Genomic DNA, 19,301 nt, shown 5'->3' with positions numbered 1-19,301 from the left:
GCATCAGTCCGGTCCGGATTCGAGGAGAGATATGCAGACCATCGCGCATTGGGTCGACGGCAAACCGTTCGCCGGAACCAGCGAGGCGACCGCGCCGGTGACCAATCCCGCCACCGGTCAGGTCAGCGGGCAGGTCGCGCTCGCGGATACCGCCGATGTCCGAGTGGCGATCGAGGCGGCCGCGGCGGCATTCCCCGCGTGGCGCGCCACCTCGCTCACCCGGCGGGTGCAGGTGCTGTTCCGCTTCCGCGAACTGCTCAACGAGCGCAAGCAGGATCTGGCCGCGATCATCACCGCCGAACACGGCAAGGTGCTCTCCGATGCGCTGGGCGAAGTGAGCCGCGGCCTGGAGGTGGTCGAATTCGCCTGCGGCATACCGCATCTGCTCAAGGGCGGCTTCACCGAGAACGCATCCACCAAGGTCGACATCTTCTCCATCCAGCAGCCGCTGGGCCCAGTGGCGATCATCTCGCCGTTCAACTTCCCGGCCATGGTGCCGATGTGGTTCTTCCCCGTCGCCATCGCCGCGGGCAACACCGTGGTGCTCAAGCCGAGCGAGAAGGATCCCTCGGCTTCCCTGTGGCTGGCCCGGCTCTGGACCGAGGCGGGGCTGCCCGACGGCGTGTTCAACGTGGTCCAGGGCGACAAGGTCGCCGTCGACGAACTGCTGGACCACCCGGCGATCAAGGCGGTGTCCTTCGTCGGTTCCACCCCGATCGCCCGCTACGTCTACGAGCGCGGCACCGCCGCGGGCAAGCGCGTCCAGGCCCTGGGCGGAGCCAAGAACCACATGGTGGTACTCCCGGACGCCGATCTGGATCTGGCCGCCGACGCCGCGGTCAACGCCGGATTCGGTTCGGCCGGTGAGCGCTGCATGGCGATCAGCGTGCTGGTGGCGGTCGGCGAGGTCGCCGACGACCTGATCGGACGAATCACCGAGCGCGCCAAGACGATCCGAACCGGTGACGGCACCCGCGACAGCGATATGGGCCCGCTGGTGACCGGTGCACACCGGGACAAGGTCGCCGCCTACATCACGGCCGGGGAATCCGAGGGCGCGACGGTGGCCCTCGACGGACGGGACGTCCGCCCCGACGGCGATGCGGACGGATTCTGGCTGGGCCCGACTCTGCTGGACAACGTCACCCCCGGGATGAGCGTCTACACCGACGAGATCTTCGGGCCCGTGCTCTCGGTGGTCCGCGTCGCGACCTACGAGGAGGCGCTGACGCTGATCAACGCGAACCCGTACGGCAACGGCACCGCCATCTTCACCAACGACGGCGGCGCGGCGCGGCGTTTCCACAACGAGGTCGAGGTCGGCATGGTCGGCATCAACGTGCCGATCCCGGTGCCGATGGCGTACTACAGCTTCGGCGGCTGGAAGGCATCGCTGTTCGGCGACTCGCACGCACACGGGACCGACGGGGTGCACTTCTACACCCGCACCAAGGCCATCACCTCCCGCTGGCTCGATCCCAGCCACGGCGGCCTGAATCTCGGCTTCCCGCAGAACAACTGACCATCGAGAGGAGAATCCCGCACGATGACATCGCACCCCACACCGCTCCCCGACACGCTGCCCAACGGCCTGCGCATCGACGCCGCCCGCGCCGAGGCCCAGCGGGCCTACGAACTGGATCGCAGGCACGTCTTCCACTCCTGGTCGGCGCAGCGGCAGCTCGATCCGATGACGATCAGCGCCGCGCAGGGCTGCTGCGTCTGGGACGGTGCGGGCCATCGCCTGCTGGATTTCTCCTCGCAACTGGTGAATACCAATATCGGCCATCAACATCCGAAAGTGGTTGCGGCCGTTCAGGAACAGGCCGCCAAGCTGTGCACGGTCGCGCCGCAGCACGTCAACGCGGCGCGATCGGAGGCGGCCCGGCTGGTCGCCGAGCGGACCCCGGGCGAGCTGGATCGCATCTTCTTCACCAACGGTGGGGCCGACGCGGTCGAACACGCGGTGCGGATGGCGCGGTTGCACACCGGCCGCACCAAGGTGCTGGCCCGTTATCGCTCGTATCACGGCGGCACGGATCTGGCGGTGAATCTGACCGGGGATCCGCGCCGCTGGCCGAACGATCGCGGCGCGGCCGGGGTGGTGCACTTCCACGGGCCGTTCCGGTACCGCTCGCAGTTCCACGCGGAATCCGAGGCGCAGGAATGCGAGCGCGCGCTCGAACATCTCGAGCAGACGATCCTGCTGGAGGGATCCGACACGATCGCCGCGATCATCCTGGAGTCGATCCCGGGCACGGCGGGGATCATGGTGCCGCCGCCCGGGTATCTGGCCGGGGTCCGCGCGCTGTGCGATCGCTTCGGCATCGTGTACATCGCCGACGAGGTGATGTCCGGCTTCGGGCGCACCGGGCGCTGGTTCGCCATCGAACACGCCGCCGCGCCGGCCGGATCGAGCGCGGTCAGTGAATCCGCTTCCTCCGCTGGGGAATTCCGCGCGGTCGTCCCCGATCTGCTCACCTTCGCCAAGGGCGTCAACTCCGGGTACGTACCCCTCGGCGGTGTCGCGATCGCCCCGCACATCGCGGCGACCTTCGACGACCGGGTCTACCCCGGCGGGCTGACCTATTCCGGGCATCCGCTGGCCACCGCGGCCGCCGTCGCCACCATCACCGCGATGGCCGAGGAACGCATCGTCGAGAACGCCGCCCGAATCGGCGAGCAGGTACTCGGCCCCGGCCTGCACGCACTGGCCGAACGACACCGCTGCATCGGTGAGGTTCGCGGCCTCGGCGTGTTCTGGGCCCTGGAACTGGTCCGCGACAGGCAGACCCGCGAACCGCTCGTACCTTCCGGCGGCACCGTGCTGCGCGAGTTGGACACCGCCTGCCGATCGGCCGGACTCCTGCTGGCCGTCAACGCCAACCGCCTGCACATCGTCCCGCCGTGCACGATCAGCGAGGCCGAGGCGAAGGAGGGACTGGCGATCCTGGACGACGCGCTCACCCTCGCCGACGCACACACCGCCTGACTGTCGTCCCAGTCCGGGCTCGCCGCAGAGCCGCGCTGACATCTCGTGACCAGGATTCACCGAGGATCGCAGGACCGAACGGCGGACACCGTCGAGACCGCTGCCGCATCGTCGGTGAGCCCATACCCTGCCGATGCGTACCGCACGAAGCGGTACGGTTCGGCAATGCCGCTTCACCCCGAACGCTGGACGCCGCCGAAGGCACCGGCACGCGCTCGCGAAAGCCACAGCGTGCCGCCGATGCCCGAACCTCGACTGCTCACGCTGCCCGGCGCGATCCCCGAGGATGTCGTGCTCGCCCCGGACGGCCGCGTCGTGACCGGAATCAGTGGCGGCGCGATCCTCGCGGTCGATCCCGCGAGCGGAGCGGTGGAGCAGATCGGCGATACGGGTGGCCGCCCGCTGGGCCTGCACGCCGATCCCGATGGCTCCCTGCTGATCTGCGACTCCGAGCGCGGACTGCTGCGGCTCGCCGCACCGCACGGGGAGTTGGAGGTGCTGGTCGACGAGGTGGACGGGGAGCGGCTCAACTTCGCCAGCAATGTCGTCGCCGACGAGGACGGGACGATCTACTTCTCCGCATCCACCCGCCGGTACTCGTTCGACGACTACCTGGGTGACATCTTCGAGCATTCCGGCACCGGGCGACTGTTCCGCCGCACGCCCGATGGCCGGGTCGAAACCCTCCTGGACGGACTGCAATTCGCCAACGGCATCGTGCTTGCCCCGGATCGCTCGCACATCCTGGTCGCCGAGACCGCGGCCTACCGCATCACGCGCTGTCACCTGTCCGGCTCGAAGGCCGGGACCTCGGACCACCTGGTCGAGAATCTGCCCGGTATGCCCGACAACATGGGGCTGGGCAGCGACGGACTGATCTGGGTGGCCCTGGTCACGCCGCGAAATCCGTTGCTGGACATGCTCCTTCCGCTGCCCGGCATCCTGCGCCGACTCGTCTGGGCGATACCGCCCGCGCTGCAACCCAAACCCGTGCGCACCACCTGGGTGCAGGGTTACGGCTTCGACGGCGCACTCGTCCACGACCTGCAACGCGAGGCCGATACCTACGCGATGGTCACCGGTGTGGCCGAACGCGACGGCGCCCTGTATCTGGGCAGCCTCGCCGAATCCGCGATCGCCGTGGTCCGGCTCGCTCCCTGATCGCTCCCACATCCGCGCTCACCGCCCGCTCGGTACCGACCCGACCGAATGCCGTTGTCCGCCAACGCATCCGGCCCCGAACCCCAGCGACATCCCGCGCCCGCCCGACCTGCGCGCATCCCGGCCGCCGGGCCTGGGCGTGTAGATCGCCGACAGGTCGACCCGCACCGGGAACGGCACCGCGGTGGACAACGTGCCCGTGTGGATCGGCGTCGGCGCCGGAATGTATTCGCGCGACTCCTGATCGAGCCAGTACTGATAGACGATCGGACGATCATCCACCCCGCGCTCGACCCGCCAGAAATTGGCGATCCCCGCCGCCGCGTACAACCGCGGCATCCGATACCAGTCGTGCCCGCGCGAATCATCCGAGACGATCTCCACCACCAGCACCGCCGCAGCCGCCGGAATCCCTTCGGCGGCATACATTTCCACCGCCGACTCGTCGACCACCACCACATCCGGCCGCACCGCACTGAACTCACCGAGCACCACGCGCTGATCCGCATGCACCGCATACCGCCCACGCCGCGCGACACCCAACGCCCGCATCAACGCATCCCGAACCAGCCGGTGCCGATACCCGATCCGCCCGCGCACCACCACCTCCCCCTCGACCAACTCCCAGTCGTACGCCGGATCCACCGCACTCACCTGCGCACAAGACCACCCCGTCCGAAACTCCCCGCCCACAGCCTCCGCAGCCATTTCCCCTCCATCCCCAACGCGAGGGCGATTCCCCCGACAAGCCCCACCCTAACCATCCCAAACCGCCCCCGACCAGCACCAATCCACAGCCGCACCCCTTACCCGACAACTTCCCCGATCCACCGCCACGTATCGGGTGCGCCTACCGACAAAGGGTGCGACATCCACCCCAACCCACGCCACCGGAACAATGCCCGACGGGTGTGACCACCACGGATCAGACGTCGGACTGCTGCGATTCCTTCTCGGCATCCTGGGCCAGCGCGAGCTGCTGCGGTGTGTAGCGCAGTGTGAAACCGATCAGGCCGACGACGAACGCGCAGACGCCGCAGATCAGCAAGACCAGGGTGTAACCGCTGCTGAGCGCGTCGATCTCGGCGGGGGTCATCAACGCCGCACGCCCGGTACGTCCCCCCATGGACAGGGTGCGCGAGGCGGCGATGGGGGTCAGGACACCCACCGAGAGCGGCGTACCCAGCGCGAAGATCATCTGACCGATCGCCGAGAGCGGACCGACCTCGGCCACCGGCACACCGACCAGCAGGCACAGCGGTCCGGTGACGATCACCAACCCGACGCCGAAACCGGCCGCCAACAACAGGATCAGCAGCGTCGGCCAGTACTGCACACCGCCGTCCAGCGTGGATCCGTAGACGCCCGCCGCGGCGAGGAAGACTCCCGCCAGCACCAGCAACCAGCGCGGCTTGACCATGACCACGGCCCGGGACGCCGCAGCCGTGCCGACTCCCGCCCCGAGGGTGAACGGAATCGAGGCCACACCCGCGATCAGCGGGCTGTAGCCCACCACATTCTGCAGGAACTGCGCGACGAAGTAGGTCATCCCGCCCAGCACGCCCGAACCGAGCAGCAGCGCAACGAAAGTCACCGACCGGTCGCGGTTCTTGAACAGCGACAGCGGCAACACCGGATTCTGCGCGGACCGCTCCACGATGATGAACGCCACCAGCAGTATCGCCCCGGCGATCAACGATCCGAGGATCACCGGACTCGTCCATCCCCAGTTGGGTCCCTCGGTGGCGCCGAGCACGACCGCAGCACAGGCCGCCGTGCCGAGCACGGAACCGGGCACATCCAGCGCCGCCCGATGATGGGCGGTATCACGCAACACGAAGATCGCGCCGAGCACGATCACGATGCCGATCGGCACGTTGATCAGGAAGACGAGCCGCCAGTTCAACTGGGTGAGCGCACCGCCGATCACCAATCCACCGACCGAACCGATGGCCTGCATGGAACCGAAGATCGCGATGGCCCGCGTGCGCACCGGACCGGCCGAATACGTGCTGACCACCAGCGCCATCGCCGACGGCGCCGCGATCGCGCCGCCGATCCCCTGCACACCGCGCGCGAGGATGAGCATGATCTCGTCCTGCGCCAGACCGCACACCAGCGAGGACAGGGTGAACACCGCGACGCCGACCATCAGCACGCGCTTGCGCCCGAACAGGTCGCCGATCCGGCCGCCCAGCAGCATCAACCCGGCGAAGGTCAATCCGTAGGCGGTCACCGTCCAGGCACTGCCCGAACTCGACAGCCCCATCTGCTCCTGCAGGCGCGGCAGGGCCAGGATCACGATGGTCCCGTCCAGGATCACCATCAGGTTCAACCCGCTGAGCACCAGAATCGGCAACCCGAAGGCCCGCTGGGTCATCGGATGGTCCATCGTCGCAGCGGGGTTATCTGGCACAGTGAGCCACTGTAACCGATACCGGCCGGGTCAAAAACGAACCAGTTCGGGCCGTACGGACCACGTTCCTCCAGCATCCCGGCACCATCGCACCGGTCGCACCCGCACCGCAACTCCCGAGCGCACCGACGGCCCGCCCCGAAGCACCACTCGGGGACGGGCCGCCGGAACGATTCACTACAGCTGCGCCCAGACCGACTTGGTCTGCATGTACGCCTCGATACCCTCGCGACCGAATTCGTGACCCCAACCGGACTGCTTGTATCCGCCGAACGGCACGGCGTGGTCGAAGACCAGCTGACAGTTCAGCGTGACCGTGCCCGCCTGGAGCCGCTTGGCGATGCGGTGGGCGCGGGCCAGGTTGGTCGTCCAGGCGGTCGCGGCCAGGCCGTAGGTGGTGTCGTTGGCCAGGGCGACGGCCTCGTCATCGTCGTCGAACGGCAGGATCGTCACCACCGGTCCGAAGATCTCCTCCTTGTAGAGGCGGCTGGTGGCGGGGTCGACGTTGGTCAGCACGGTCGGCTGCACGAAGTATCCGCGCCGATCGAGCCGCTCGCCGCCGGTGACGATCTCGACACCGTCCCGCTTGCCCTCCTCGAGGTAGCCCAGCACACGGGTGAGCTGTTTGGCGCTGATGAGCGGGCTGATCATGGCCCCCTCCTCCTTGGGCCCGCCCAGCTTGAGGTTCTTCGCGACCGTCGCGACGCCTTCGACGACACGCTCGTAGACCCCGCGCTGCACGAAGATCCGGGAGCCGCACACGCACCCCTGACCGGAGTGGATGAAGATGCCCATCGAGGCCATCATGATCGCCATGTCCAGATCGGCGTCGTCGTAGATCAGCACGGGCGATTTGCCGCCGAGTTCGAGCATGACCTTCTTGAGGTTGCCGGCCGACGCGCGCACGATCTCCTTGCCGACCTCGGTCGACCCGGTGAAGGCGATCTTCTCTACGTCCGGGTGCGCGGTCAGCGCCGCGCCCGCGGTGGCGCCGTAACCGTTGAGCAGGTTGACCACGCCCTCGGGCACCCCGGCCTCGGCGATGATGCGGTCCAGCAGCAGCGCCGACAGCGGCGTCTCCTCGGCAGGTTTGACGATGCTGCTGCATCCCGCGGCCAGCGCCGGGGCGATCTTGGCGCACGCGTTGAACACCGGGCCGTTCCACGGGAAGATCAGCCCGACCACGCCGTAGGGCTCCTTGAGCGTGTAGGCGTGCATATCGGCGTACGCGCCGGAAATGCCGCCGGTCATCTGCACCTCGTGCGCGGTGCCGTTGACCTTGGTGCACCAGCCCGCGTAGTAGCGGAAGAATTCCGCGCAGGTGGGCACGATCATCTGCGCCTGGGCCAGCGGCATGCCGGTGTTGAGTGAATCCAGCTGAGCCAGATCCTCGGCGTAGTGGTCCATCAGGTCGGCAATGCGCCACATGACCTTCGCGCGTTCGCGTCCGGGTATGCCGTGCCAGACGCCCGATTCGAACGACGCGCGCGCCCGAGCCACCGCCGCGTCGACGGCCTCGGGCCCGCAGTCGGTGAATTCGGTGATCGGCTCCTCGGTCACCGGATCGATGACCGGGATGACCTCACCCGTGCCGGGCAGCTTGCGTAGATCGTCCAATACCGACTGCAACGCCATCGCAGTACCTCACTCTTGCAGAATGGAAGTTTGATTCTCGGACGCGAGAATATCATTTCTCAGTGACATGTGTCAGCGTGCCCGACCGCTCGCCGATGCTCTCACCGCATCCGGGAAGACGGCCCGACGGACTCAGATGTGTACGCGAATGCCTTTCGGCGCCAATGGATTACATATGCCGACAGCCCCGGCACAACAGTGCCGGGGCGCACGGTCACGCGACCGATCCCGAGCCCGCTCTCCAGGAATGTGAACGTCATCCATGAACGGGCACAACGTTTTTGCGGGATCGAACCGCGAATTCACCTGGCGGAGACGAGATCTCCGTCGTATCGACAGCTCGGCGGCGGCAGCTCGCGCGTGCGGAACGCCTCGATCTCCGCGGCCGATTCCTCCGGGAAACCCGCCGCGGCCAACGCGCAGTTCTTGAACACCCGCGCGGCATTGCTCATCCGATGACTCACCGGCTCGACCCGGTCGTCCAGTTCGCTGGGCAGTCCGTCACCCCAGAGCGCGACCTCGACGGGCCGGCTGTCGAGGTATTCGTGCACGCCGGCGCGCACCCGATCGTCGGACAGATACGTCTGCGAGGCCACCGCGATCGCGTTCGGGTGCATGTCGCGCTCGAGAACGGTCAGCGCCTGTTCCAGATCCAGCACCGTCGCGCCGAGAATTCCGAGCGGACGGACGTTCGAGCATTCGGCGATCAGGGCGGTCACCTGCCACCCCGCGCACGTGCGGTCGAACACCCACCCGCCCGCGCACCGGACCACCTCCGCGGCGGTCGGCGCGATGACGACCAGGTGATAGCGCAGCGGATGCTTACGTACATGAGCCCGCCAGCGGGCAACCTCCCAGACACCTCGGTCAATGGGATCGACAGATCGTACAGCCATATTTCCATCCCGCTTCTCGAACGTGAAGATCGCGGCAGGTCCTACGGCCGGGCCACTACGGGGCACGCCCCGCCGTCACGACGACCGGCGGGCTCGATTCGCCTCCACCCGAGGGTGACGGCCACTCGCTACGCCGGGATCGCACCGGAGAACGTGCGGCAGGTCAGGGCTGGTGACCGTAGCGCCGCATCGCCCTACGGGGAAAACTACCGAACACACAGTAACTCGGTTACCTGGAATTGTGGGGAGTCTGGTGAACTCAACATTGTGATCCATGTCACACAAAATTACGGTTGCGCAATCACCGGGAACCACTCATCGAGACTCCCGGCGATACGAGCAAAACCGCTGGTGACACGTGAAATCCGCTGGCCTGCCGCAAGACTCGGCGATCGACTCGCGACGCATCGGCGCCGCAGCTACCGGCGCTGCGCGGTGACGGTCCGCGCACCGCCGCCCGCACGACCCGAACCGACGCATCGCACCCCGCAGCACCCGGTCACCGACCTCGCGGCACCGCGTCGATACGGCCACAAATGTACGGCGGCAGCGGATTTCGCACGAAGCGCCGCGCGAACCTACCGGGACTCGGCGGACTCCGACGGCGCGGCTTCGAAACCGGCCGTCGGGCCGATGACGATGATCGCGGGCGGCCGAATACCTTCGGCGCGAACACGTTCGGCGACGGTCGACAGCTCCGCGCGCAACACCCGCTCGGTGCGCAGACTGCCCTCCTGGACGACGGTGGCGGGCGTATCGCCCGGACGCCCCCCCTCCAGCAATACCGCAGCGAACTTCTCGATCCGCTCGACCGCCATCAACAGCACCAGCGTTCCGCGCAGCCGGGCCAGCGCGGACCAATCCACCAGCGAGTCCGGATGATCGGGCGCGATATGCCCGCTGACCACGACGAATTCATGGGTGACGCCGCGATGGGTGACCGGGATCCCGGCCAGTGCGGGCACCGAGATGGCGCTGGTGACGCCAGGCACGACCGTCACCGGCACACCCGCGTCCACGCAGGCTTCGAGTTCCTCGTAGCCGCGCCCGAACACGTACGGGTCGCCGCCCTTGAGCCGCACGACGAATTTCCCGGCCTTGGCGCCCTCGATGAGCGCGGCGTTGATGGCCTCCTGCGCCATGGCCCGGCCGTACGGGATCTTCGCCGCGTCGATCACCTCGACGTCGGGGGCGAGTTCGGCGAGCAGTTCCGGGGGCGCGAGCCGGTCCGCGACAACGAGATTCGCTCGCGCCAGCAGCCTGCGGCCACGCACGGTGATCAGGTCCGGATCGCCGGGCCCGCCGCCGACGAGGGCGACCCCGGGTGCGGCCGGTTCCGAATCACCGGTCACCACACCGGATTGCAGCGCCTCGAGCAGTGCGTTGCGCACCGCGGCCGAGCGACGATGACGTCCCCCGGCCAGCACGCCGAGAGTCATACCGTCGTAGCGGGCGGTCGCCGGCGTCACGGCGGTACCCAGCCGCGCGTTGTCGGCGCGGACGCAGAAGATGCGTCGCTCGGTCGCCTCGGCGACGATCGCGGCATTGGTTTCGGGCTCGTCGGTGCAGGCCACCGCGTACCACGCGCCCTCGAGGTCACCGGCGGCGTAATCGCGCAATTCGACGCTGATCTGCCCCGAGGTGGCCATCCCCTCGACGGCCGGGGTCACGGTCCGGCTGATCACCCGCACATCGGCGCCGGAGGCGATCAGCAGCCCCAGCCGCCGCTGCGCCACCGAGCCGCCGCCCACGACGACGACGCGGCGGCCCGCGAGATCCAGCCCGACGACATAGTTCGGGTCACCTGTTTGCTGATCGTCCTGCGTGTTCGGCACAAGTTTCGAGCCTACGGCCCGCGCCCGCGACCCCGGCAACCACCCACGACCCGCGCGGCGGGTGTGTCAGAGACGCCCGCGCACCGCCGTCGGGGTGACCCGCACGATCACCCGCTCACCGTCGTTCACCGAGGACGGGTTGAACTCCGCGTAGGGCTTGCCGGTGTACTTGTGCGACAACCGATCCGGCAGCTCCCGCGCGGTGTCGGGGGTCACCGCGACCGTGCCGCGGACCTCGGCGTATACGTACGGATCGCCCGGCGGCACGATCATCACCGTCACTCGCGGGTCCCGCACGATGTTCTTGTACTGCTGCCGATCGACGGTGGTGGAGTACACCAACTCCTCGCCGTCGCGTTCGAGCCAGATCACGGTCAGATGCGGCTGCCCGTCACGCCCGACGGTCGCCAGGGTGGCGAAGACCGCGGTGTCGTCCAGGAGCTTCTTCAGATTTTCGGAGAACTCGGCTGTCATACCGAGTGCGAACCTGCCGCACGGCAACGGAATTCCCGCAGCAGACCACCGAGCGCGCAGGCGGTTCCGGACCTGTCGACTCATCCGGGCTCCGGTAGGTTCTGAACCCAGTGAAATCCAGTGCTGCGCAACGGTAATCGATCCGCGTCGAAGTGTTGCAGGTCGATGCTCACCTGATGGCCGTTCAACTCACCGACCAGTACCGCCCGGCCGGGTGCGGGTTGTCGATACGTGAGCACGCCGGTGAGGCTGGAGGTCTTCGACTTCGGTTGCAACGTGATTCGGTGCGTCGCCGGATCGGTTGTTGCGAGCACGCCGTCCAAAGTGCCGTCCATGTGCTGGAATTCGAGCGCGCCGACGTAGTCGAACACCACCCGGTACCAGCGCTCCCGATCGGTGACCAGCGGCGGCACATCCTGGCCGTCCCGAACGAACCGGGTGACGGTCCAGATCCCGTACAGCGCGGGCTTGGGTCGGCCACCGCCGGACTCGTGCCAGACCCGCCACTGCATATGGCCGAAGCCGAGCAACACCCAGATCGCCAACAGCACCTGAACCAGTGCCGTGATCCGCCGGGCCCGGGGCGTGTGGAACGGATACGGGCTGGTCGAGGGACCGGCGGTGCGGTCGAGCAGCAAGACGGTGACCAGCCGCCGGGCCTCCGGGGCGAGCAGCACCAGACTCATCAGCAGCAGATGACCGGACAGGATCTTCACCGGCACGTCGAAGGTCATGTTCAGCAGGAAGACCAGGGCCATATCAATCAGGGCCAGCATCGCGCCCAGGAGCGCGGTACGCGGGACGAACAGCAGCAGCCCGGCCAGTATCTCGGCCAGTCCGAGCAGCATCTCGTACGGGTGGGACGACCCCACCTGACTCCACAGCACTCCCATCGGCCTGAAGTTCCCGTAGGGCTCGAGCAACGTGGACAGTGACGGCGTGGGCATCTGCGTCGGAATCAGTTTGACCGATCCGTAGAACAGCAACTGCGCACCCAGTACCAGCCGCAGCACCACCAGCGACCAGCCCGCGAGCCGGCGATAGTCGCGACGACGCCGATCCAGCAGCGACCACACCAGCGTCGCGACCAGCGCGACGACCAGAACGCAGCACGCCAGCACCCAGTCGATCCGCTGATCACCGCTGCCGCTCAGAGACAGCCGCACATCGTGCACGCCGAAGACGGTGCGCCCGACCCAGCTCAGCACCGGCTCGAGCAGCCGTTCGAGCCACCCCTGCACACCGCGCGGTACGGAGATCATGAACCAGCCGGTGAATACGAGCGTGAGCTGCGAAACCGACAGGCAGAACAATCCCAGATAGACGAAGAAGAACCGGAAAGCTATGCGGGTGAACGGATTCCACGCATTCGCGCCCGGCTCCTGCGGCCGCACCTCCGGCGGATCCTGCTCCGTGACGACCGTGCTCATCGCTACCCCTCCCACTCGTGCCCACGATCCGGAACAGATGGCTACCGAATCCGCCCCGTGATCTCCCTGCGTTCCTTCATACACCGCGCCACCGACAAATACGCTCGCCGGATTCCGCACGTGCGCAACCGCCCATCCCGATCACCGGAACCGGCGAGCAGCTCTGCCGAATTTCACCACGGACGACGACTGGAACGCGTTACATTCCCTCCATCGTGCCGCCGCACGTGACCGAACCGGATCCGCAGCACGGCACGCAGGCATTTCCAGTAGCCAGGAGGACCCGATCATGTCGGAAGATCCAGATCCCGAACAGCGGCGACAGCTCACCACCAGTGCCCGGGATCTCGACGACCTCGCCGAACGCCTGACCCGATGGCTCGGCGATCGGGTCGGCTGCGACGGCACGCCGGTGCTCACCGACCTGCGCCGCCCGCAGGCCGGTGGGATGTCCAGTTCGTCGGTGCTGTTCGACGCGTCCTGGCAGGTGGACGGCCGGACGATCAGCGACTCCTACGTCGCCCGGATGGCGCCCGAGGACGATTCCTTCCCCGTCTTCGAAACCTATGATCTGGCAAGGCAATACGCGGTGATGGCCGGTGTGGCCGAGCACAGTTCGGTGCCCGTCCCGCCGCTGTGCTGGTTCGAGGACGACGAATCCGTGCTCGGCGCACCATTTTTCGTGATGCGCCGGGTGGACGGCCGTATCCCCGAGGACAATCCGCCGTACGTATTCATCGGCTGGCTGTTCGACTCCACCGCCGAACAGCGAATGCTGTTGACCCGCAACACCATCGACGTCATGGCCGCGATCCACGCCATCCCCGATCCGACGGCGAAGTTCCCGGCGCTGGCCGTATCCGGTGACTCGCTGCGGGCGCACGTCGATGCCACCCGAGCCTGGTACCGCTGGGCGCTGGCGGACGACGGATACCCGATTCCCTTGCTGGAGCGCGCATTCGACTGGCTCGAACAGCACTGGCCGCAGGATCCCGGGCCCGACGTGCTCAGCTGGGGCGATTCCCGGCCGGGCAACATCATCTACCGCGAATTCGATCCGGTCGCGGTGCTGGACTGGGAGATGGCCGCGCTGGGCCCGCGCGAACTCGACGTGGCGTGGGTGATCTTCATCCACCGGTTCTTCCAGGATCTGGCCACGCAGTTCGGCCAACCGGGACTGCCGGACTTCCTGCGCCGCGCGGATGTGGTCGACCGCTACCAGCAAGCGGCCGGACATCAACTGCGTGACCTGGACTTCTACCTGGTCTACTCCGCGCTGCGGCACGGGGTGGTGATGGCCCGGATCAAACGCCGGATGATCCATTTCGGCGAAGACACCGACACTCCCGACCGCGACGACTACGTCATGCACCGCAAGAGCCTCGAGGCCCTGCTCGACGGCACCTACGAATGGGACTGACACCGATGACCGAATCCGACGGCCGTGGCCTGGGCCCGGTGCCCGCACCGCTGGACGAATACCCGATCCACCAGACCCCGCTGTCGCTGGCTCGGGTCGGCACCAGCGATCGAAACTTCTACGACCGCAGCTACTTCAACGGTCACGACCGGGACGGCGGCACCTTCCTGGTGACCGGTCTGGGCGTCTATCCGAATCTGGGCGTCATCGATGCGTATGCTGCCGTGCGGAGGGGCGAAACCCAACGGGCCGTGCGCTTTTCGACCGAACTCACCGATCGCGGCCTGGAGCAGCGGGTCGGCGGCTACCGCGTGGAGGTCCTCGAGCCACTGAACCGGATCCGCGTGATCTGCGAACACGAGGATCTCGGCTTCGACCTGACCTGGACCGGGACCTTCCGGGCGGTGCTGGAACAGCCGCATCTCATCCTGGCCGGTAATCGCCCGATCATCGATGCGTCCCGGTTCGCGCAGCTCGGTTCGTGGGAAGGCACACTACATCTGGACGGGACCGATATCGCCGTGGATCCGGAGGTATGGAGCGGCAGCCGGGACCGGTCGTGGGGTATCCGCCCGGTCGGGGAGACCGAACCCGCCGGACGCGCCGCGGCCTCCGGACCAGGCGGTTTCTGGTGGCTGTACGTGCCGCTGCGGTTCGACGACTTCGCGATCGTGGTCATCGTGCAGGAGAACCCGGACGGATATCGCACCCTCAACGACGCCACCCGGATCTGGGCCGACGGGCGGGTCGAGCAGCTGGGCTGGCCGCGCGTGCACATCGAGTATCGTTCCGGCACAAGGATTCCCGTCGGCGCGCGGTTGGAGATGACGGCGTCGGACGGTAAGCCGGTGGAGGTGCACGTCGAGCCGCAGACTTTCATGGCCTTGCACATCGGCTGCGGTTACGGCGGCGATCCGGAGTGGCAGCACGGGATGTGGAAGGGGCCGGACTGGTCCTCCTCGGTCACCTACGATCTGACCGATCCCGCTGTGGCAGGGCGTATTCCGTGGGGCGTGATCGATCATGTCGCGCGGGCCCGCTGCGGGGATGCCGAGGGGTGGGGGTTGTTCGAGCACGCGAGTCTGGGGCGGCACGATCCGACCGGATTCGCCGATTGGACGTCCGTGGCACCCTGAGACGCCGAATCGGGCGCGGGAGGTGTCGTAGCCGTGTTCTATGGTTCATTTCATGTCCAAGCTCCAGCGTCGGGTGGTCGCGGCCGCGGAAGCCGCACTGGCCCAGCACAAGTACGTCTCCGTGGTCGATGTGCTGGTGGGTTTGGGCTGGTTGACCTCGGCGCATGTCGAGCAGTGGCGGCAGGGACGATCGGCCACACTGGTGCGGCTGGCCGCGGTGGACGGGGCGCGGCTGCGCGATGCCGCGGATCTGCTGGGCGAGTGGGCCCGCGCGGGCGGACTCACCCCGAGCGACACCGCGTACCTGTCCGGCAGCCGCGACCGCACGCCGCTGCTGTTCGTCGGCAACGGTGACGAGACGATTTTCCGCACGCACTGGCTCTCCCCCGACCTGAGCCCGGCCCGCCGCGAGCAGATGGTGCAGCGGCAGAACAAGGCTCCCGATCTGCAGGTCGTGGCCGCGACCGGGGACTGGACCTGCGCGGAGTGCGCGGACACCGGGCCGTACCGGATCATGTCCGATGCCGGGTCGCTCTGCCTGACCTGCGCGGACCTGGATCACCTGGAGTTCCTGCCCGCCGGGGACGCCGCGCTGAGCCGCCGCGCCAAGAAGGAGAGCACCCTGTCGGCGATCGTGGTGCGGTTCAATGCCCGGCGCAAACGTCATGAGCGCGTGGGCATTCTGGTCGAGGAGCGGGCGCTGGCCCGCGCGGAGGAACAGTGCCTGGCCGACGAGGACGCGCGGGCCCGCCGCCGCGAGCGCGATACCGTGCGGCGCGCGGCACAGGATGTCGAGTTCCAGGCGAAGATGGCGGTGGAGATCCAGCGGTTGTTTCCGCACTGTCCGCCCGAGCGTGCCACCGAGATCGCCGATCACGCGGCGGTGCGCGGGAGTGGGCGGGTCGGGCGCAGTGCTGCCGCGAAAGTTCTTGCCGCCGAGGCTGTTACGTTGGCCGTAATCGCCTCGATTCGGCATCTGGATACCGATTACGACCGGTTGTTGATGGAGGGCGTGCCGCGTAAGCAGGCTCGTGCGACGATCCGTCCGACGCTGGATCGGGTGCTCGAGAGCTGGCGGGGGTGAGTTCCGGCCACTAACGGGATTCGGCCATCGCAACCGTCACCGGACCTCGAACGGTTTTGGATATTACGAGATATGATGTACCACAACACTTCTCACAGGCAAGTAGTGCGGCGGCCTCGGCAACGCTGGGAGTGGCGAGGGCGGCCAGGGTTCGGTCCACAGGGTTCGGGACACGCACCTCGGCCAGCTCTGCTGCGGTAAAGGTTACGACGGGAACATCCAATTCGGCTGCGGCGGTGCACATTCCCGGTTCGCTGGCTCGACGGTCGATCGTCGCAATGCAACGTATCTTATTGTCCCCCAACACTTCCCGCACCGCCGACAGAATTTCTGCCGCAGTAGTCGCCGGTCGACATCCCACGCCGACGACTCCGTAGCCGTCCGGATGAGATTCACACATCGACACGTGTGGCGGTGTAATCAGCTGCGGCAGCGACGAATCCGGTAATCGTCGCGGGATTTCCGGCGGGGTGGGTGTGCAGATAGGACGCGTGCACCCGACGAATAACCGCACCTTCGCGCACCGTTTCACCGTCGGGTGCACGCCAGGCCCACGCGGAATCGGCAGCTGCTGCGGAAACCAGTCGCGTGCGGTGGAATTCGTGACCGCGCACCCGTTGTCCGGCCGTCCAGAGGAAGGAGTCGGTCAGCGCCACCGCATCCCGATACCCCAGCGTCAGCCGAGGCCCGAATTCGGCCACCGCGTCCACGACCCCGGCCATCCGATGCCCGTCCAGGCTGCGCGTCAGATAGAGCAGTCCGGCACATTCGGCGTGTACCGGAATGCCCGCGTCGGCCGCGGCACGCAACCCGTCGAGCAGCGGCTCGTTCGCCGACAACTCCGCCGCGTGTTCCTCCGGAAATCCCCCCGGAAGAACGACACCCGCTGTCCCGGTAGGCAAGTCGTCGCGCAGCGGATCGAAGACCGCCACCCGCGCACCCGCCGCCGCGAGCAGCTCACGATGTTCCGCGTAACCGAAGGTGAACGCCGCCCCGCCCGCGATCGCGATCACCGGACCGTCGTCCGAAACGAGCCGACCGGGAGCGAGCCGCACGTCGTCGACTTCGTCCCGCGTACCGACCTCCGATCGGGTTGCTGTCGGCAGGCCATCTCGCCGTCCGGGAGCATCCGGCGTATCGGTGTCCGAATACGTCGCGGAACCCGAATCCCTCAGCCACACTACCGATTCCGACATTCCGCCAGCCGAATCCGTCGCGCCCGGCACATCATCTCTCAACGCATGCAATTCCGCAGTCGGATCCCAGCTCGGCCCCGACACCCGCGACGCGGCCAGCCGAGCGATCGCACCCAGATCCACATGCGCCGCAACGAGTTCGGTCATCGCATCGACAGCCGACCGCGCCGCGCCGCCGTGCTCGATGGCCGGAATGAGCCCGAGATGCCGTGAGGGAACAGCTAATTCGGCCATCCGCGGCAACGCCCCGAGCACCGGCAGACCGACCCGCTCGCAGGCGGCGCGCAACACCTGTTCGTGACGCTCACTGCCGACGCGGTTGAGAATCACTCCGCCGAGCCGGATTTCGCTGTCGTAGGTGGCGAATCCGTGCAGCAGCGCGGCGAGGCTCTGGCTGTGTCCGCGCGCGTCCACGACCAGCACCACCGGTGCGCCCAGCAGCGCGGCGATCTGGGCGGTGGATCCTTCCGCGACGGACTGTGCCTGGTTTTCGTCGATGCGGCCGTCGAACAGCCCCATCACGCCCTCGACGACCGCGATATCGCAGCCGCGCGTGCCGTGCCGATACAGCGGCCGCACCCGTTCCGCACCGACCAGGACCGGGTCCAGGTTCCGGCCGGGACGTCCGGCGGCGAGTCCGTGATATCCCGGATCGATGTAGTCCGGGCCGACCTTGAAGGGTGCGACGGTATGCCCCGCGCGACGCAGCGCACCGATCAAACCCGTTGCGAGAGTGGTCTTCCCGCTGCCGGAGGCCGGTGCGGCGATGACCACCGCGGGCGTGCTCACCATTCGATACCGCGCTGGCCCTTGCGGCCCGCATCCATGGGGTGTTTGGTCTTGGTCATCTCGGTGACCAGGTCGGCGGCCTCGATCAGGGCCTGCGGGGCATCGCGTCCGGTGATCACCACGTGCTGATTGCCGGGGCGGGTGCGCAGCGTCTCGACGACCTCGTCCACGTCGACCCACCCCCATTTGAGCGGGTAGGTGAACTCGTCGAGCACGTAGAACCGATGCTGTTCGGCGGCCAGGCGACGCGCGATCTCCTGCCAACCGGCCAGCGCGGCGGCCGCGTGATCCTCCTCGCTGCCCTGCTTACGCGTCCAGGACCAGCCCTCACCCATCTTGTGCCACTCGACCGGACCGCCGGTCCCCGTCTCCTCGTGCAGCCGTCCGAGCGTCCGGAACGCGGCCTCCTCCCCCACCTTCCACTTCGCACTCTTCACGAACTGGAACACCGCGATGTCGAACCCCTGATTCCAGGCCCGCAACGCCATCCCGAACGCCGCGGTCGACTTCCCCTTCCCGGCCCCGGTGTGCACTGCCAACACCGGCTGGTTCCGCCGCTGCCGAGTGGTCAACCCGTCCTCGGGCACCGTCTCGGGAACACCCTTGGGCATCGACACCGCTCCTTCCACACATCAACTGCCGCCCACGTTGCCACACCCCATCCGCGCCCCGAACCCCACCCCGGCCCGCACGACGACGGCCCGACCAGCAAGAGCTTCTCCGCCGCATCGGGCGTACCAGGTACTCGTACGATCGCACCGGACTTGTCTCGGACGACCGGCATCTCCCCAGAAACTTCCTCGGCACCACCGGCCTGCCTCGAGGCCTGCCCGACGA

The 19,301-nt window shown here is 67.6% G+C and carries 16 protein-coding genes; 6 read left to right on the top strand and 10 right to left on the bottom strand.

Annotated features, from left to right (window positions below; translation table 11 throughout):
* Positions 1 to 31 precede the first annotated feature (31 nt).
* The 3 genes from NRB20_RS08315 (at position 32) to NRB20_RS08305 (ending at position 4,153) form a co-directional block, all read left to right on the top strand.
* Positions 32 to 1,522 carry a CoA-acylating methylmalonate-semialdehyde dehydrogenase gene (locus tag NRB20_RS08315; RefSeq protein ID WP_153409196.1) on the top strand — a complete coding sequence of 497 codons (1,491 nt, stop codon included), beginning with the start codon at positions 32 to 34 and terminating at the stop codon, positions 1,520 to 1,522.
* 24 nt (positions 1,523 to 1,546) lie between these two features.
* Positions 1,547 to 2,992: an aspartate aminotransferase family protein gene (locus NRB20_RS08310; protein WP_153409194.1), complete on the top strand. Its 1,446-nt coding sequence runs from the start codon at positions 1,547 to 1,549 to the stop codon at positions 2,990 to 2,992.
* A gap of 240 nt (positions 2,993 to 3,232) precedes the next feature.
* Positions 3,233 to 4,153 carry an SMP-30/gluconolactonase/LRE family protein gene (locus NRB20_RS08305; protein WP_153409192.1) on the top strand — a complete coding sequence of 307 codons (921 nt, stop codon included), beginning with the start codon at positions 3,233 to 3,235 and terminating at the stop codon, positions 4,151 to 4,153.
* An 18-nt stretch (positions 4,154 to 4,171) separates the two neighbouring features.
* Here the strand turns inward: NRB20_RS08305 and NRB20_RS08300 are convergent, their stop codons facing one another.
* The 7 genes from NRB20_RS08300 to NRB20_RS08270 form a co-directional block, all read right to left on the bottom strand.
* The gene (locus NRB20_RS08300; RefSeq protein WP_194289764.1) at positions 4,172 to 4,807 is read right to left on the bottom strand and encodes a Uma2 family endonuclease; all 636 of its coding nucleotides are present in this window, start codon (positions 4,805 to 4,807) and stop codon (positions 4,172 to 4,174) included.
* 271 nt (positions 4,808 to 5,078) lie between these two features.
* Complete coding sequence (locus NRB20_RS08295) at positions 5,079 to 6,545, bottom strand: MFS transporter (protein ID WP_153409805.1); 1,467 nt, start codon at positions 6,543 to 6,545, stop codon at positions 5,079 to 5,081.
* 201 nt (positions 6,546 to 6,746) lie between these two features.
* Positions 6,747 to 8,204 (bottom strand): aldehyde dehydrogenase family protein, encoded by a 1,458-nt coding sequence (locus tag NRB20_RS08290; protein WP_153409187.1) that lies wholly within the window; start codon positions 8,202 to 8,204, stop codon positions 6,747 to 6,749.
* A 302-nt stretch (positions 8,205 to 8,506) separates the two neighbouring features.
* Positions 8,507 to 9,019, bottom strand: coding sequence for a hypothetical protein (locus NRB20_RS08285; RefSeq protein ID WP_406603802.1), 513 nt, complete (start codon positions 9,017 to 9,019; stop codon positions 8,507 to 8,509).
* Between the two features lie 659 nt (positions 9,020 to 9,678).
* Positions 9,679 to 10,935 carry a uroporphyrinogen-III C-methyltransferase gene (gene cobA, locus NRB20_RS08280; protein WP_319944622.1) on the bottom strand — a complete coding sequence of 419 codons (1,257 nt, stop codon included), beginning with the start codon at positions 10,933 to 10,935 and terminating at the stop codon, positions 9,679 to 9,681.
* Between the two features lie 66 nt (positions 10,936 to 11,001).
* On the bottom strand, positions 11,002 to 11,409 hold the full coding sequence (locus NRB20_RS08275) for a PPOX class F420-dependent oxidoreductase (protein ID WP_153409184.1): 408 nt from the start codon (positions 11,407 to 11,409) through the stop codon (positions 11,002 to 11,004).
* A gap of 80 nt (positions 11,410 to 11,489) precedes the next feature.
* A complete protein-coding gene (locus tag NRB20_RS08270) occupies positions 11,490 to 12,839 on the bottom strand; it encodes a DoxX family protein (protein ID WP_153409182.1) in 1,350 nt (449 codons plus the stop codon).
* 289 nt (positions 12,840 to 13,128) lie between these two features.
* On the opposite strand from NRB20_RS08270, the gene NRB20_RS08265 reads away from it, so the two are divergent.
* Genes NRB20_RS08265 through NRB20_RS08255 form a run of 3 tightly spaced genes read left to right on the top strand, consistent with a single transcriptional unit; the run spans position 13,129 to position 16,479 of the window.
* A complete protein-coding gene (locus NRB20_RS08265) occupies positions 13,129 to 14,259 on the top strand; it encodes a phosphotransferase family protein (RefSeq protein WP_153409180.1) in 1,131 nt (376 codons plus the stop codon).
* A 5-nt stretch (positions 14,260 to 14,264) separates the two neighbouring features.
* The gene (locus NRB20_RS08260; RefSeq protein WP_153409178.1) at positions 14,265 to 15,395 is read left to right on the top strand and encodes a hypothetical protein; all 1,131 of its coding nucleotides are present in this window, start codon (positions 14,265 to 14,267) and stop codon (positions 15,393 to 15,395) included.
* Positions 15,396 to 15,447: 52 nt separating this feature from the next.
* Positions 15,448 to 16,479 (top strand): DUF2293 domain-containing protein, encoded by a 1,032-nt coding sequence (locus NRB20_RS08255; protein ID WP_153409176.1) that lies wholly within the window; start codon positions 15,448 to 15,450, stop codon positions 16,477 to 16,479.
* A 10-nt stretch (positions 16,480 to 16,489) separates the two neighbouring features.
* Here the strand turns inward: NRB20_RS08255 and NRB20_RS08250 are convergent, their stop codons facing one another.
* Genes NRB20_RS08250 through cobO form a run of 3 tightly spaced genes read right to left on the bottom strand, consistent with a single transcriptional unit; the run spans position 16,490 to position 19,075 of the window.
* A complete protein-coding gene (locus NRB20_RS08250) occupies positions 16,490 to 16,879 on the bottom strand; it encodes a cobalamin biosynthesis protein (RefSeq protein WP_153409803.1) in 390 nt (129 codons plus the stop codon).
* Complete coding sequence (locus tag NRB20_RS08245; protein ID WP_153409174.1) at positions 16,872 to 18,467, bottom strand: cobyrinate a,c-diamide synthase; 1,596 nt, start codon at positions 18,465 to 18,467, stop codon at positions 16,872 to 16,874. The genes NRB20_RS08250 and NRB20_RS08245 overlap by 8 nt, the downstream gene beginning before the upstream one ends.
* Positions 18,461 to 19,075 (bottom strand): cob(I)yrinic acid a,c-diamide adenosyltransferase, encoded by a 615-nt coding sequence (gene cobO / locus NRB20_RS08240; protein ID WP_153409173.1) that lies wholly within the window; start codon positions 19,073 to 19,075, stop codon positions 18,461 to 18,463. The genes NRB20_RS08245 and cobO overlap by 7 nt, the downstream gene beginning before the upstream one ends.
* Positions 19,076 to 19,301 lie beyond the last annotated feature (226 nt).

Origin of the sequence: Nocardia macrotermitis (genome assembly GCF_009604405.1) — a bacterium.
Lineage (GTDB): Bacteria > Actinomycetota > Actinomycetes > Mycobacteriales > Mycobacteriaceae > Nocardia > Nocardia macrotermitis.
The sequence above is the reverse complement of the archived record's forward strand: the minus strand, read 5'-3'. Positions and strand labels throughout refer to the sequence as shown.

Bases quoted from the DNA above. Each gene is read 5' to 3' on its own strand.
- NRB20_RS08315 (WP_153409196.1), top strand. From the start codon at position 32: ATGCAGACCATCGCGCATTGGGTCGACGGCAAACCGTTCGCCGGAACC.
- NRB20_RS08310 (WP_153409194.1), top strand. From the start codon at position 1,547: ATGACATCGCACCCCACACCGCTCCCCGACACGCTGCCCAACGGCCTG.
- NRB20_RS08305 (WP_153409192.1), top strand. From the start codon at position 3,233: ATGCCCGAACCTCGACTGCTCACGCTGCCCGGCGCGATCCCCGAGGAT.
- NRB20_RS08295 (WP_153409805.1), bottom strand. From the start codon at position 6,545: ATGGACCATCCGATGACCCAGCGGGCCTTCGGGTTGCCGATTCTGGTG.
- NRB20_RS08290 (WP_153409187.1), bottom strand. From the start codon at position 8,204: ATGGCGTTGCAGTCGGTATTGGACGATCTACGCAAGCTGCCCGGCACG.
- NRB20_RS08275 (WP_153409184.1), bottom strand. From the start codon at position 11,409: ATGACAGCCGAGTTCTCCGAAAATCTGAAGAAGCTCCTGGACGACACC.
- NRB20_RS08270 (WP_153409182.1), bottom strand. From the start codon at position 12,839: ATGAGCACGGTCGTCACGGAGCAGGATCCGCCGGAGGTGCGGCCGCAG.
- NRB20_RS08265 (WP_153409180.1), top strand. From the start codon at position 13,129: ATGTCGGAAGATCCAGATCCCGAACAGCGGCGACAGCTCACCACCAGT.
- NRB20_RS08260 (WP_153409178.1), top strand. From the start codon at position 14,265: ATGACCGAATCCGACGGCCGTGGCCTGGGCCCGGTGCCCGCACCGCTG.
- NRB20_RS08255 (WP_153409176.1), top strand. From the start codon at position 15,448: ATGTCCAAGCTCCAGCGTCGGGTGGTCGCGGCCGCGGAAGCCGCACTG.
- NRB20_RS08250 (WP_153409803.1), bottom strand. From the start codon at position 16,879: ATGTGTGAATCTCATCCGGACGGCTACGGAGTCGTCGGCGTGGGATGT.
- NRB20_RS08245 (WP_153409174.1), bottom strand. From the start codon at position 18,467: ATGGTGAGCACGCCCGCGGTGGTCATCGCCGCACCGGCCTCCGGCAGC.
- cobO (WP_153409173.1), bottom strand. From the start codon at position 19,075: ATGCCCAAGGGTGTTCCCGAGACGGTGCCCGAGGACGGGTTGACCACT.